The 12,583-nt window shown below is 72.4% G+C and carries 11 protein-coding genes and 1 riboswitch; of the genes, 8 read left to right on the top strand and 3 right to left on the bottom strand.

What is annotated here, in order from left to right; all coding sequences use genetic code 11:
- The first annotated feature begins 296 nt into the window (after window positions 1-296).
- From AB0K82_RS43885 to AB0K82_RS43875, 3 genes are all read left to right on the top strand, one after another.
- Window positions 297-2,045 (top strand): PucR family transcriptional regulator ligand-binding domain-containing protein, encoded by a 1,749-nt coding sequence (locus AB0K82_RS43885; RefSeq protein ID WP_364409512.1) that lies wholly within the window; start codon window positions 297-299, stop codon window positions 2,043-2,045.
- 100 nt (window positions 2,046-2,145) lie between these two features.
- Window positions 2,146-3,552 carry a solute carrier family 23 protein gene (locus AB0K82_RS43880; protein ID WP_364409509.1) on the top strand — a complete coding sequence of 469 codons (1,407 nt, stop codon included), beginning with the start codon at window positions 2,146-2,148 and terminating at the stop codon, window positions 3,550-3,552.
- Between the two features lie 154 nt (window positions 3,553-3,706).
- Window positions 3,707-4,105, top strand: a complete 399-nt coding sequence (locus tag AB0K82_RS43875; protein ID WP_364409506.1) for an NUDIX domain-containing protein — start codon at window positions 3,707-3,709, stop codon at window positions 4,103-4,105.
- A gap of 93 nt (window positions 4,106-4,198) precedes the next feature.
- Here the strand turns inward: AB0K82_RS43875 and AB0K82_RS43870 are convergent, their stop codons facing one another.
- From AB0K82_RS43870 to AB0K82_RS43860, 3 genes are all read right to left on the bottom strand, one after another.
- Window positions 4,199-4,939, bottom strand: coding sequence for a sulfite exporter TauE/SafE family protein (locus AB0K82_RS43870; protein WP_364409503.1), 741 nt, complete (start codon window positions 4,937-4,939; stop codon window positions 4,199-4,201).
- A gap of 100 nt (window positions 4,940-5,039) precedes the next feature.
- Window positions 5,040-5,513 (bottom strand): GNAT family N-acetyltransferase, encoded by a 474-nt coding sequence (locus AB0K82_RS43865; protein WP_364409500.1) that lies wholly within the window; start codon window positions 5,511-5,513, stop codon window positions 5,040-5,042.
- Between the two features lie 40 nt (window positions 5,514-5,553).
- Window positions 5,554-6,201, bottom strand: a complete 648-nt coding sequence (locus AB0K82_RS43860) for an HD domain-containing protein (protein WP_364409497.1) — start codon at window positions 6,199-6,201, stop codon at window positions 5,554-5,556.
- Window positions 6,202-6,271: 70 nt separating this feature from the next.
- A riboswitch (ZMP/ZTP riboswitch) is annotated at window positions 6,272-6,353 on the top strand.
- 24 nt (window positions 6,354-6,377) lie between these two features.
- On the opposite strand from AB0K82_RS43860, the gene AB0K82_RS43855 reads away from it, so the two are divergent.
- The 5 genes from AB0K82_RS43855 to AB0K82_RS43835 all read left to right on the top strand — a co-directional run bounded on the left by AB0K82_RS43855 (window position 6,378) and on the right by AB0K82_RS43835 (window position 12,501).
- Entirely contained in the window at window positions 6,378-7,247 is an 870-nt protein-coding gene (locus AB0K82_RS43855; RefSeq protein ID WP_364409494.1) for a bifunctional 5,10-methylenetetrahydrofolate dehydrogenase/5,10-methenyltetrahydrofolate cyclohydrolase, read from the top strand.
- 750 nt (window positions 7,248-7,997) lie between these two features.
- Window positions 7,998-8,978 carry a substrate-binding domain-containing protein gene (locus AB0K82_RS43850; RefSeq protein WP_364409491.1) on the top strand — a complete coding sequence of 327 codons (981 nt, stop codon included), beginning with the start codon at window positions 7,998-8,000 and terminating at the stop codon, window positions 8,976-8,978.
- A 30-nt stretch (window positions 8,979-9,008) separates the two neighbouring features.
- On the top strand, window positions 9,009-10,055 hold the full coding sequence (locus AB0K82_RS43845; RefSeq protein WP_364409488.1) for a galactitol-1-phosphate 5-dehydrogenase: 1,047 nt from the start codon (window positions 9,009-9,011) through the stop codon (window positions 10,053-10,055).
- On the top strand, window positions 10,052-11,548 hold the full coding sequence (locus AB0K82_RS43840; protein WP_364409485.1) for an FGGY-family carbohydrate kinase: 1,497 nt from the start codon (window positions 10,052-10,054) through the stop codon (window positions 11,546-11,548). The genes AB0K82_RS43845 and AB0K82_RS43840 overlap by 4 nt, the downstream gene beginning before the upstream one ends.
- Window positions 11,545-12,501: a sugar-binding transcriptional regulator gene (locus AB0K82_RS43835; protein WP_364409482.1), complete on the top strand. Its 957-nt coding sequence runs from the start codon at window positions 11,545-11,547 to the stop codon at window positions 12,499-12,501. The genes AB0K82_RS43840 and AB0K82_RS43835 overlap by 4 nt, the downstream gene beginning before the upstream one ends.
- Window positions 12,502-12,583: the final 82 nt, after the last annotated feature.

Here is a 12,583-nt window from a genome sequence, read left to right as displayed (position 1 = left end):
GCGGCGCCCGGCCGGCTCAGCGCCGGGGCGGTGCGCGGGCCGCGTCGCCGCCCCGCGGTGGTGGACGGCCTCATCCGGACCTCCCGCGGCGCGATGGGTCGGATCGCCCCCGCCGGCCCGAATGGCGCGGACCGCCAGGTTCGGTCGCGGCCCCGGCCGGGGTGTCATGGTCGTGAACGTAAACCGCTCCGAGCCATGGCCGTATGGATAATCCTGCCAAGGATGCTTGCCAGCGTTCGTATTTCTCGTCATCGTGTGATCGTTACTCGGGGGTCACTTCGGCAGATTGGGCGGCCATGTCGTCTTCTTGCGGATCTCGTCCTCCGGCTCTGCGTCCCGCCGGCTCCGGCACGCCGGCGTACGGACTGTCCGTTGAAGAGGTTCTGGACCTGCCGACTCTGGCGGGCGCCCGGCTCGTCGCCGGGGCGGGCGGCCTCGACCGTGTCGTACAGCGCCTGGGCGTCATGGAGGTCCCCGACGTCCTCGCCTGCGTCAAGCCGTACGAGCTGCTGCTGACCACCGGCTATCCGCTGCGCCACAGTCCTGAGACCCTCGGTCGGCTGGTCGCCGACCTGGACGCCTGCGGTTTGACGGCCCTCGCCGTCAAACCGGGCCGCTATCTCGACCGCCTGCCGGACGAGATGCTCCAGCAGGCCGACCGGCTTGACTTCCCGCTGATCCGGTTGCCCGAGGACGCCGGGTTCGACGACATCCTCAACCAGGTCCTGACCGGCGTCCTCAACCGGCAGGCCGCGGTCCTGGCGCGTGGGGAGGAGGTCCACCGCGCCCTCATCCAGATCGTGCTGTGCGGCGGCGGCCTGCAGGAGGTGACCGACGAGGTCGCCACCCTCCTGGACGCCGCCGTCGCCGTCCTGGACGGGGACGGCCGCCGGCTCGCGGCCTCCGGTGACGAGGCGCTCCTGGCCCGGCTGCGGAGCGCGCTGACGGACGTCCCACCGGCCGTGGAGGGCGAGGCGCCCACGCCGGAGGTCCTCCCGGACGCGCCGCCGGCCGATGTCGCTCCGGTGTGGCCCACCGACGCCGCGCCGGGGGAGCCCGCGCCCGATTCCGCCGGGCCGGTCACGTACGACGAGGACTCCGGAACCGGGCCGGGCGGGCCGATCGTGGTGCCCGTCGTCGCGGGCGGGTTCACCTACGGGCGGATGGCGGTGGCCGGGGTCGCGGCGGCCGACGTCGGGATCCTCGAACGCGTGGCCACCGTCGTCGCCCTCGTCATCACCAAGCAGCAGGCCGTGTCGGCCGTGGAGAGCAAGTACCGCGCCGACTTCCTGCGCGACGTCCTCACCGGCCGGTCCGGCGCCGACGAGCACCTCATCGCGCACAGCGCGAGCTTCGGCTGGGACCTCGGCCGGCCCGCCACCGTGGTCGTCGCCGCCCTCGACCGTGGACCGGCGCGCGGTCCCGAGGAGCGCGTCCTCCAGGACCGGCTCGTGGCCGCGTGGACCTCGGCGGTCCGGCGCCGGGACCGCAACGCCGCGGTGGCCGGATTCTCGGGCGAGGTCGTCGCGGTCGTCGCCGCCGACGCCTGCGACGTGCCGGCGCTGGCCAAGGACGCCGCCGCCGTGTTCGCCGACCAGGACCGGACGTTCTCCACCGGGGTGAGCCGGGTGGCGCAGCAGCCCGGCGACCTGCCGTCCGCGTACGACCAGGCGGTCCGGGCGGTACGCGTCGGGCGGCAGATGAACGGCGACGGAGCGGTCGTGCACTTCGACGAGCTCGGCGTCTTCCGGCTGCTCAGCCTGGTCGAGGACACCGCCGAACTGCACGCCTTCGTCCGGGAGACCCTCGGCGAGCTCGCCGGCGACCAGGACCCCGAGGCCGTCGACCTGCGGCGCACCCTGCAGGTGCTGCTGGAGACCAACCTCAACGTCGCGGAGACCGCCCGGCGGCTGCACTTCCACTACAACACGCTCCGTTACCGCATCGGTAAACTGGAGCGCCTGCTGGGCCCGTTCACCGACGACGCCCATCTCCGCCTCAACCTCACGCTCGCGCTGAATGTGCTGCGCATGCGGGGAATCTGAGGCCCGACCGCCCGCGCGCGGGCCGGGCAGGCACCGGCTCCACGAGCGCGGGCGGGCCGCTACGCCATGCCCGCGCGGCGACACCCCCCGGGAGGACCCCATGGCGATCGGCTGGAAACTGCACGGCGACGGGCGCACACCCGCGCAGGGCGAGGTCGTCGGACCGGACGAGCGGCTGTCCTGGGGCCGCACCGTCGGAATCGGCGCCCAGCACGTCGTCGCCATGTTCGGCGCGACGTTCGTGTTCCCCGTCGTGATGGGGCTGGACCCGAACCTCGCGATCATGATGTCCGGGATCGCGACCATCCTGTTCCTGCTGGTCTCCGCCGGAAAGGTGCCGAGCTACCTCGGCAGCAGCGCCTCCTTCGTCGGCGCCGTCGCGTCCATCCGCGCGGCCGGCGGGAGCACCGCCCAGGTGACCGGCGCGATCCTCGTCGCCGGTGCGGCACTCGCCGTCGTCGGCCTGGTCATCCACGTCCTCGGCGCCCAGGTCATCCACCGGATCTTCCCGCCCGTGGTCACCGGTGCGGTCGTCATGCTGATCGGCTTCAACCTCGCCCCGGTCGTCGCCGACGTCTACTGGCCGCAGGACCAGTGGGTCGCGCTCGCCACCCTGGCCGTCGTCGTCCTGTGCGCCGTCGTGCTGCGCGGCTTCTGGTCCCGGATCGCGGTCCTCATCGGCCTGGTCTTCGGCTTCGTGCTGTCGTGGGTCCTCGACAAGACGGCGGGCCGGATCACCGCCCCCGACGGCAGCGGCAAGGTCATCACCCACTTCCGCGTCGACCTGAGCGGCGTCAAGACGGCGGACTGGTTCGGCCTCCCGCACTTCCACGCCCCCGATTTCAAGACCTCGGCCATCCTCGTCGCGCTGCCCCCGGTGATCGCCCTGATCGCGGAGAACACCGGCCACGTCAAGGCCGTCGCCGCGATGACCGGCGCCGACCTCGACCCGTACCTCGGCCGCGCCATCGCCGCGGACGGCGCCACCACCGTGCTGGCGACCGCCGTCGGCGGCGCGCCGACCACGACGTACGCCGAGAACATCGGCGTCATGGCCGCCACGCGGATCTACTCGACCGCCGCCTACTACGTCGCCGCGATCGTCGCGGTCCTGGTCGGCCTGTGCCCGAAGTTCGGCGCGCTGGTGGCCGCCACCCCCGGCGGCGTGCTCGGCGGCATCACGGTCGTGCTGTACGGCATGATCGGCCTGCTCGGGGCGAAGATCTGGATCGAGAACCGCGTCGACTTCGGCGACCCGGTCAACCTCGTCCCCGTCGCCGCGGGCCTCATCCTGGCCATCGGCAACGTGACCCTGAAGATCACGAGCGACTTCCCGCTGCAGGGCATCGCGCTCGGCACCGTCGCCGTCCTGCTCGGATACCACGTCCTCAACGCCGTCCAGCGCACCCCGCGCGACACCGGCGCGGGCGTCATCGCGCCCGGCGAGCGCGACGTCGTCCCCGGCGCCCCGGAGCGCCGCCCGGAGATCGACGAAGACCCACGGTGATCCGGTAAGAGCCTGCTGGCTGGTCGGGCGGCCCCGGGCCGCCCGGCCTCGCCCGGTTCGCCGCGGCGGCCCGCGACGACCGCCTCCGAACGGCCCGTTCCACGCTCGGTAGGGTCGGGCGGGTCAGAGTCGTCCGGGGATCGGAGCAGGTGAGATGTCGGTCATCGACAAGGTGGCGTGGATCAGGGTCGAGGATGGCAGGGTCCTCAGCACGCGTTCGCGTGGCAAGGACGCCTACTACTTTCCCGGCGGCAAGCGGGAGGCGGGGGAGAGCGACACACAGACCCTGACCCGCGAGGTCCGGGAGGAGCTCACCGTCTCGATCGTCCCCGAGACGGTGGCGCACCTGGGCACGTACGAGGCGCAGGCGCACGGCCATCCGGACGGCGTGACGGTGCGGATGACCTGCTACACCGGCGACTACCGCGGCACCCTCGGGCCCAGTAGCGAGATCGAGGAGGTCGTCTGGCTCTCCTACGCCGACCGTGACCGGGTGTCCCCGGTCGATCAGCTCATCTTCGACGACCTGCGAGCGTCCGGCCATCTGCGCTGAGCGCCTGCGCTACCGCCGCCCGCCCTTCAGGGGTGCCGGGCCGCTCGCCCGCCGCGGGGATCGTTGTGCGGCGACGGCGCGCCGGCCGGCCGATCACGCGCCGGTGAGCTCCCACAGGCCCTTGGTCAGGGTCGTGAGGCCGCCGGCGAGCGCGAGCAGCAGCACGAGCCGCCGCGCCCTGGATTCCGGTATCCGGTCCGCGAGGGCCTTCCCCGCGACGGCACCGCCCGCGATCCCGGCCGTGGCCAGCAGCCAGGCAGGGCCGGTGAGCCAGGGCGCGCCCTTGACCAGGAGGGACAGGGCGTTGACGGCGACGCCGTAGAACTGCGCGTTCGGCACGAACTCCCGCACCGGCCAGTCGGCGTTGACCGCGTACAGCGACACCGCCGGTCCGCCGACACCGGCCGACGAGTTCATGAAACCGCTCGCGGCACCGGCGGCGAACGCCCCGGAGGTTCCCCGCAGGACGGGCAGCCGAGCGCCGTACGCCACGAGCAGCACCGCCGCGCTCACCAGCGCGCCCATCCCGGCGAGCAGCACGTCCTGCGGCAACCGGTCGGCGACCCACGCCCCGGCGGGCACGGTGCAGGCGGCGGCGGCCACCAACGGCACCATCGCCCGCAGCCGGACCCGCCGCCAGCCGCCGGCAAGCCCGATCACGCTGATGGCACCGGCCGCGGCGTTCGACAGCAGGACGCCCTGGGCGGGACCGAGGAGCAGCACGAGCGCGGGCGCCGCGACGAGCGCGAAACCGATGCCCGCGAGCCGCTGCACGGACGCGCCCGCCAGCACGACCCCGCCCAGGACCAGGTCGGCCGTCCATCCATGAGACACGTCGTCTCCCTTTCCCGGCGGCAGTGGGCCGTCCGGGTTCGCTCACTGGCATTCACTGCGCTGTAGGGGCGGCGATCGCCAGGGATCAAGGTCCGTGGGCTCAGTGGCCGAGGTGCTTCTCGAACCAGTGGTCGGCGTACGGGCCGTGGTTGTACGGCTCGATCTCCTGGTATCCCCGGGCGGCGTACAGGGCGCGGGCCTCGACCAGGTCGCGGCGGGTGTCGAGGCGCATCACGCGCGCGCCGAGCCGGAGCGCCGCCTCCTCGGCCGCCGCCAGCAGCGCGCGGCCGCCGCCCGTGCGCCGCGCCGCCGGGATGACGTACAGCCGGGTCAGTTCCGCGATGCCGGGGGAGACCAGCCGCAGGCCGACGCAGCCGGACGGCACCCCGGCGTACCGCCCCACCAGGAAGCAGGCGAGGTCGTCGCTGGGGTCCTCGGCCATCGCGGCGTCGACTTCGGCCTCGGTGGCCGGCCTGCCGTAGTAGCGCGAGGCGACGTCGGTGAAATAGGTCCGCAGCAGTCCCGCCGTCTCGACCGGTTCGGGGCCGATCGCCCAGGTCCCTTCAGTGATCACCGGCACACCGTACTGAGCGGCGGCGAAGGACCGGACCCCATTATTCGGGCCAGGGCGACTCCAGGATGGTCGTCACGAAGTCGCCGCGGGTGAAACCCGGCACGTAGTGGGCCAGGACGTCGGCCTTGACGTTGCCGAAGGTCGTCTCGGGCCTCGGCGCGACGCCCTCGGTGAAGGCCCGCAGGATGCGGCGCTTGAAATCCGGCCTCGGGTGCAGCGCGACGACCGCCGCCCGGTCCGCGTCGCTGATGGAGTCGTAGCCGATGCCCAGCACGTCGTACTCGACGCCGGCGGTGACCAGGGCGACCTCCGGCTCCAGGTACTCGGGGACGCCGGGCGTGGTGTGCAGGGCGATGGCCGTCCAGACCCGCCGGACGCTGTCCTCGGGCACACCATGTCGCTGCAGGAAACGACGGGCCTCGTCGGCGCCGTCCACCTCGAACCGCCGGCCGCTCCCGCGGTGCGCCTCGCCCAGGCCCACGTCGTGGAACATCGCACCGATGTAGAGCAGCTCCGGGTCCCAGCTCAGGCCGCGCGCCCGGCCCTGGAGACTGCCGAACCAGTACACCCGCCGCGAATGGTGGTAGATCAGTTCGTCCGTGATGTCGCGGATCAACTCGGTGGCCTCGGCGGCCAGCTTCGTGTCCGGCACGGTGACACCGGCCGCCGGCCGTTCGGAGATCGTCATCGAACACCCCCCGGGAACGCGAGTCCTGCCCCAGAGAGTGTTCCCGGTGCGAGCGGAGTCACTAGAGTGGATCGCGGGCCGTGACTGGCGCTGAGGTGGAGCACCACCGGGGAGCGGCCCGCTCGATCGTGCCGTGCGCCTGGGCCGCCCTCATGCAGACCGTTCAGGAGCAGCCCGTGACCCAGACGCACACCGCCCGTCTCATGGACGGCGCGGGCCCGGCCCGCCGCATCGTCGAGCGCAGCGCCGCCAGGGCCGCGCGGATCACCCGGGAGACCGGCACGCCGCCGTGCCTGGCGACCGTGCTGGTCGGCGACGACCCCGCGTCCGTGACCTACGTCCGCATGAAGCGCGCCCGCTGCGAGAACGCCGGCATCGCCTCGCGGCACGTGGGACTGCCGGCCACCACCACGACGGCGGAGCTGGTCGACGCCGTCACCGCCCTGTCGCAGGACCCCGGCGTGCACGGCATCCTGCTCCAGCATCCGGTCGGACCGCACATCGACGAGCGCGCCGCGTTCGAGGCCATCGCCCCGGGAAAGGACGTCGACGGGCTCACGCTGCACTCGTTCGGCGCGATGAGCTTCGGGCTGCCGGGCTTCGCGTCCTGTACCCCCGGCGGCATCATGCGGCTGCTGGAGGAGTACGACGTCGAGCTCACGGGCCGGCACGCCGTCGTGGTCGGCCGGAGCGCCATCCTCGGCAGGCCGGTGGGGATGATGCTGCTGGCCGGCGACGCCACGGTCACGTACTGCCACTCGCGCACGGCCGACCTGGCGTCGATCGTGCGGCAGGCCGACATCCTGGTCGCCGCCGTCGGCCGGCCGCGGTTCATCCGCGGCGAGGACGTCAAGTCCGGCGCCGTCGTGATCGACGCCGGCTACAACCCCGGCAACGTCGGAGACGTGGACTTCGAGACCGCCCTCACCCGCGCGAGCCTCATCACGCCGGTCCCCGGCGGCGTCGGCCCCATGACCATCGCCGTCCTGCTCGAACAGACCGTGGACGCGGCGGCCCGCCAACTGGGCCTGGAATTCGACGAATAAGCCGGGTGGATTCACCCGGCGCGGCTCTGTCATGTCCCGGTGTTCGGTGCGTTCGGCATGGTCTTGCCGTCCATTATTTGGGTCCGCACCATATTGGTGCGACCCGGCCGCGATCTTCGGCGCTCTTCCTGAGATGGGCTGTGTGCAATTCCGGGAGGAATGCGATCAGACGCTCGAGGTGGCGCGTGCTCCGGCATGGTTCGCGTAGGCGCGGACCCGGCTGAGGCGGCGGCGCCTGCGGCCGATCGCTCATGCTGGGACAAGATCCGAGGTGGCGGTTCGGCGCGCTCTTCAAGAGCGCGCCGATACCTTTTTTGGTCCATTCATCCGAAATGTAAAGGCCTGAGGCGAGGTGCGAGTCCGACGGCCGTGCCGGTGCGATCAGGACCTTTTACCCCTCCGGGCCGGTAATGGCGCAGGGGGCGCGTCGTGATTCCTGGTGTCCGTTGCGTTCTATGCGCAGCGGACGCCGGTGACCATGCCGCGGCCACAGGGGCGGTGACGCGCGGCCGGAGTTCCGCGGAGCGGGGCGGGCCGGGGTGGACGCTCGTGGGCCACGGTCGCGGTCGCCCGCTCGATCGGGCGCCGCATCGGAGTGGTGGATCCGCAGGTCAGGTGCGAGGTTCGCGGTCCTCGGCGGCCGAGTGACGGAGTGACCGCGCTCACATGAGCAAAGTATTACGCACATGTTGCGCCCTTGTGAACGCCGCGCCTACCGTCTGGTGCCCAGAAACGGACCCGGAGGGCAGAATGCGAAAGATCTCCCTTGTTGGGGCGGTTGCGGCGGTCGCCGTGGCCGCGACGGCGTGTTCGGTGTCGACGCAGCCGGGCGGTACCTCGGCCGCGGACACCAAGAAGAGCGGCCAGTTGGTAATCGGCTTCAGCGAGGTCACCCAGCAGTCCCCCTTCTACGTGCAGCTCAAGAACGGCGCCCAGCAGGCCGCGGCCAAGGCCGGGGCGAAGCTGCTCTTCGCCGACGCGAACGGCGACGTCACCAAGCAGAACAACGACATCCAGGATCTGATCACCCGCGGCGTGAACGTCCTGCTGGTGAACCCGGTCGATCCGAAGGGTGTCGCCCCCGGCCTCGCCGCGGCGAAGGCGGCGAACATCCCGGTCATCACCGTAGACCGCCCGGTTCCCTCCGGCGCCCTCTCCCACGTCGGCCGGGACAACGTGAAGATGGGCCAGATCGTGGGCGAGCGGGTCGCCAAGGCGCTCGGGCCCGCGGGCGGCAAGGTCATCGAGATCCAGGGCGACGCCGGTGGCGCGGTGGCCCGGGACCGCCGGGACGGCTTCCACAAGGGCGTGGCGTCCAACCCGAAGATCAAGATCGTCGAGGGGCCGTACTGCGACTACATCAGGTCCAAGGCGGTCACCGCGATGCAGGACCTCCTGCAGGCGAACCCCGACGTGAAGGCCGTGTACGCCCACAACGACGACATGGCGCTCGGGGTCCTGCAGGTGCTGCGCGAGAACAAGCGCACCGACGTCAAGGTCGCCGGGGTCGACGGGCTGATGGAGGCGGTCAAGCAGATCCCGAACGGGCAGTACGTCGCCACCGCGCTCAACGACCCGATCCATGAGGGTGAGCTGGCCGTGCAGACCGCGGCGAAGGCGCACGACGGCGGGCAGGCGCCCTCCTACGTCGACGCCGGCACGGCCCTCGTCGATCCGTCGAACGCCGCCGGACTGGCCGGCGACACCGTCTTCGCCCGGTCCTCCTCGTGACCCGGGACAGATCCACAGAAAGGAACGTTCGTGCCTGAGACCATGCGTGCGGCCGTCCTCCACGCGCCCGGCGACATCCGCGTCGAGGAGGTGCCCAGGCCGGAGCCGGGGCCGGGGGAGGCGCTGGTCAAGGTGGCGGCCTGCGGGGTGTGCGGTTCCGACATCGCCCGCATGCTGAGCGCCGGCGCCCACCGGATGCCGATCATCTGCGGGCACGAGTTCGCCGGCGTCGTCGTCGCGACCGGTCCCGGCGTGGACGGGGTGGCCGAGGGCGACCTGGTGTCCGTGCCTCCGCTGATCCCCTGCTTCGCCTGCGACCCCTGCCGGCAGGGGAAGTTCAGCCTCTGCGCGGACTATGACTACTTCGGCAGCAGGCGGGACGGCGCGTACGCGGAGTACGTCACGGTGCCGTCGTCGAACCTCTTCCGCGTCGACGGCCGGGTGGCCCCGGAGGCGGCCGCGATGATCGACCCGGCCGCCATCGCCCTGCACGCGATCTGGCGGACCCGGCTCGGCATCGGCCAGCGGGTCGCCGTGATCGGCGCCGGCCCGATCGGCCTGTTCGCGGTGCAGTGGGCGCGGCTGGCGGGCGCCTCCGAGGTGCTGGCGGTCGACGTGAACGACCAGAAGGTCGCGATGGCGCGAGAGGCCGGGGCGAGCCAGACCGCGACCGGCGCGGAGGAGGCGCGTGACCTCGCGGGCGACGGCTACCACGTCGTCATCGAATCGGCCGGCAACCCGGCCACCGTGGACCTGGCGGCCGCGCTCTGCGCCCGGCACGGTGAGGCGGCCTTCATCGGGATCCCCCACGCCCCGGTGGAGTTCGCCAAATCGACCTTCAACACCTTCCTCCGCCGCGAGATCAGCCTCCACGGCGCGTGGAACTCCTTCTCCGCGCCGTTCCCCGGCGACGAATGGCGGGCGACGGCCGACGCCATGGCGGCCGGATCCCTGCGATGGAAGTTCATGATCACGCATGAGCTCGGCCTCGACGCCCTCCCGGAGACGATGCGCCGGCTCGGCGAACGCTCGATCTTCAGCTCGAAGGTGCTGTTCCGGCCGGGGGAGGAGACATGACCGCGTTGCTGGCGATCGACCTCGGCACGGAGGGGGCCCGCGTCGCGGTGTTCGACGCGGACGGGCGGGTCCTGGGCACCGGAGAGCACGGGTACCCGACGCGGTACCCGCGCCCGGGCTGGGCCGAACAGGACCCCGACGACTGGTGGCGCGCCATCGTCGTCGCCGCTCGTACGGCGCTGACGACGGCGGGCGACCCGGAGGTGACGGGCGTCGGGTTGGCGACGACCGCCTCGACGGTCGTCATGCTCGACGAGGCGGGACGCCCGCTCCGTCCGGCGATCCTGTGGATGGACTCCCGGGCCGGCGCCGAATCCGACCTGACGGCGGGGACCGGCCATGAGGTGCTGCGTTACGCCGGCGGGGCCGACGCCGTGGAGTGGCTGGTCCCGAAGGCGATGTGGCTGGCGCGCAACGAGCCGGAGACGTACGGCTCCGCCGCCCGCATCGTCGAGGCGGTCGACTACCTGACCTGGCGGTTGACCGGCACGTGGACCGGCTCGCGGATGAACGCCTGCTGCAAGGCCAATCACGTCGCGCGCGGCGAGGGGTATCCGGCCGGGCTGTACGAGCTGCTCGGCGTGCCGGATCTGGCGAAGAAGCTGCCGCCCGTCGTGCTGCCGGTGGGCGCGCCCGCGGGTGAGGTGACCCGCGAGGCGTCGGCGGAGCTCGGGCTGCGGGGCCGCCCGGTCGTCGCCGTCGGCGGCATCGACGCGCACATGTCCCTGCTGGCGACAGGGGGCCTGTCGCCGGGCCGCCTGTCGATGGTCTGCGGCACGTCCAACGCCTTCGTCGCCGAGATCGAGGACCCCGTGTTCACCCCCGCCATCTGGGGCCCGTACCCGGACGCCCTCCGCGACGGCTTCTGGCTCGTCGAAGGGGGACAGGTGTCCGCCGGTGCCGTGCTGCGCTGGGTGTGCGAGGACATCCTCGGCGGAACGCGCGAGCGGCTGCCGGAACTCCTCGCCGAGGCGGAGGGGGTCCATCCCGGCGAGCACGGGCTGGTCGTCCTCGACTACTTCATGGGCAACCGGACGCCGCTGCGCGACCCCCGGTTGCGCGGCGCCGTTCTCGGGCTGACGCTGGGCACCACACCGGCGCAGCTGTACCGCGCGGCCGTGGAAGGCGTCGCGTACGGGACGCGTCAGGTCCTGGACTCCTTCCTGGACGCCGGAGTGCCGGTCGAGGACATCTATGTCTCCGGCGGCATTCGCCGCAACCCGCTGTGGCTGCGCGTCACCGCGGACGTGCTGGGCCGGCCGCTGCGGCTGGTGGCCGGTGACAACCTGACACTGCGCGCCTGCGCGGTCATCGCCGCGGCCGTCACCGACGAGCATCCGGACCTGGCCGCCGCGGCGGCGGCGTTCACGCCGGTGACCACGCTCATCGAGCCGTCCCCCGCGGACGCCTACGACGAGGGCTACGCGCTGTACCGGCAGGCCACGGAGGCGACTCGGGACCTGGCCCACGCCTTGAGCGGGGGACGGCGATGACCGCCGAGGAACCGGAGTACGAGCACCAACTGCTGCGCGTCGCCGAGATGTACTACGAAGGGGACCTGACTCAGGAGCAGATCGGCCGCGCGCTGCACCTGACCCGCTGGAAGGTCGGGCGCATGCTCGCCGAGGCCCGCGCCGCCGGCATCGTGCGGATCCAGATCGTCCACCCGCGGCATCGCCGGCACGCGCTGGAACGCGCCCTGACCCAGCGCTACGGCCTGCGGGACGCGGTCGTCGTCCCCGCCGACGACATCGCGGACGACGTCGAACTGCGCGACCGGGTGGCGTCCGCGGCGGCGCAGTACCTCGCCGACCTGCGCCCCGCGCCCCGCACCCTCGGCGTCTCATGGGGCCGCACGCTCGACGCGGTCGCCGGCCACATCCCCTCCGGCTGGGCACGGGGCGTGCACGTCGTCCAGGTCAACGGAGGGCTGAGCCGCTCGCGCAGGCCGACGTCGGCGTCCGACATGGCCAGCCGCATCGCCCATCACGGCGGTGGCACCGTCACCTTGCTGCCCGTCCCGGCCATCGTCGAGCAGGACGCGACCCGCGCGGCGCTGGAGAGCGAACGGTCAGTGGCCGACGTGCTGGAACTCGCCCGGCACTGCGGCGCCTATCTGTTCAGCCCCGGCGCGCTGACGCATGACTCGGTGCTCGTGGAGTCCGGCTACCTCACCTCCGCCGACGTCGACGCACTCGCCGCGGCCGGGAGCGTCGGCGACGTCGTCGGCCGGTTCATCGACGCGAACGGCCAGGTCGTCCGCGAGGACCTCGATCGCCGCACCCTCGGCGTGGCGCTGGAGGACCTGCGCGCCGGCACCTCGTCGATCGCCGTGGCCGCCGGCGCCGCCAAGCACCGGGTCTGCCACGCGATCGTCGCGAGCGGCATCTGCAACGTCCTCGTGACCGACCATCGCACCGCCGACCACCTGCTGGAGGCTTCCTAATGCTGTTGTCAAGCGGCAGCGGTGACCGGTGGTGCGGGTTGGTGGCATCGTCTGTCACGCAGGAGTGCCCACAACACGTTGA

Source organism: Actinoallomurus sp. NPDC052274 (genome assembly GCF_040679475.1).
Lineage (GTDB): Bacteria > Actinomycetota > Actinomycetes > Streptosporangiales > Streptosporangiaceae > Actinoallomurus > Actinoallomurus liliacearum.
This window is presented reverse-complemented; position numbering and strand designations above follow the sequence as displayed.

Bases quoted from the DNA above. Each gene is read 5' to 3' on its own strand.
- AB0K82_RS43835 (WP_364409482.1), top strand. From the start codon at position 11,545: ATGACCGCCGAGGAACCGGAGTACGAGCACCAACTGCTGCGCGTCGCC.
- AB0K82_RS43885 (WP_364409512.1), top strand. From the start codon at position 297: ATGTCGTCTTCTTGCGGATCTCGTCCTCCGGCTCTGCGTCCCGCCGGC.
- AB0K82_RS43875 (WP_364409506.1), top strand. From the start codon at position 3,707: ATGTCGGTCATCGACAAGGTGGCGTGGATCAGGGTCGAGGATGGCAGG.
- AB0K82_RS43840 (WP_364409485.1), top strand. From the start codon at position 10,052: ATGACCGCGTTGCTGGCGATCGACCTCGGCACGGAGGGGGCCCGCGTC.
- AB0K82_RS43860 (WP_364409497.1), bottom strand. From the start codon at position 6,201: ATGACGATCTCCGAACGGCCGGCGGCCGGTGTCACCGTGCCGGACACG.
- AB0K82_RS43850 (WP_364409491.1), top strand. From the start codon at position 7,998: ATGCGAAAGATCTCCCTTGTTGGGGCGGTTGCGGCGGTCGCCGTGGCC.
- AB0K82_RS43880 (WP_364409509.1), top strand. From the start codon at position 2,146: ATGGCGATCGGCTGGAAACTGCACGGCGACGGGCGCACACCCGCGCAG.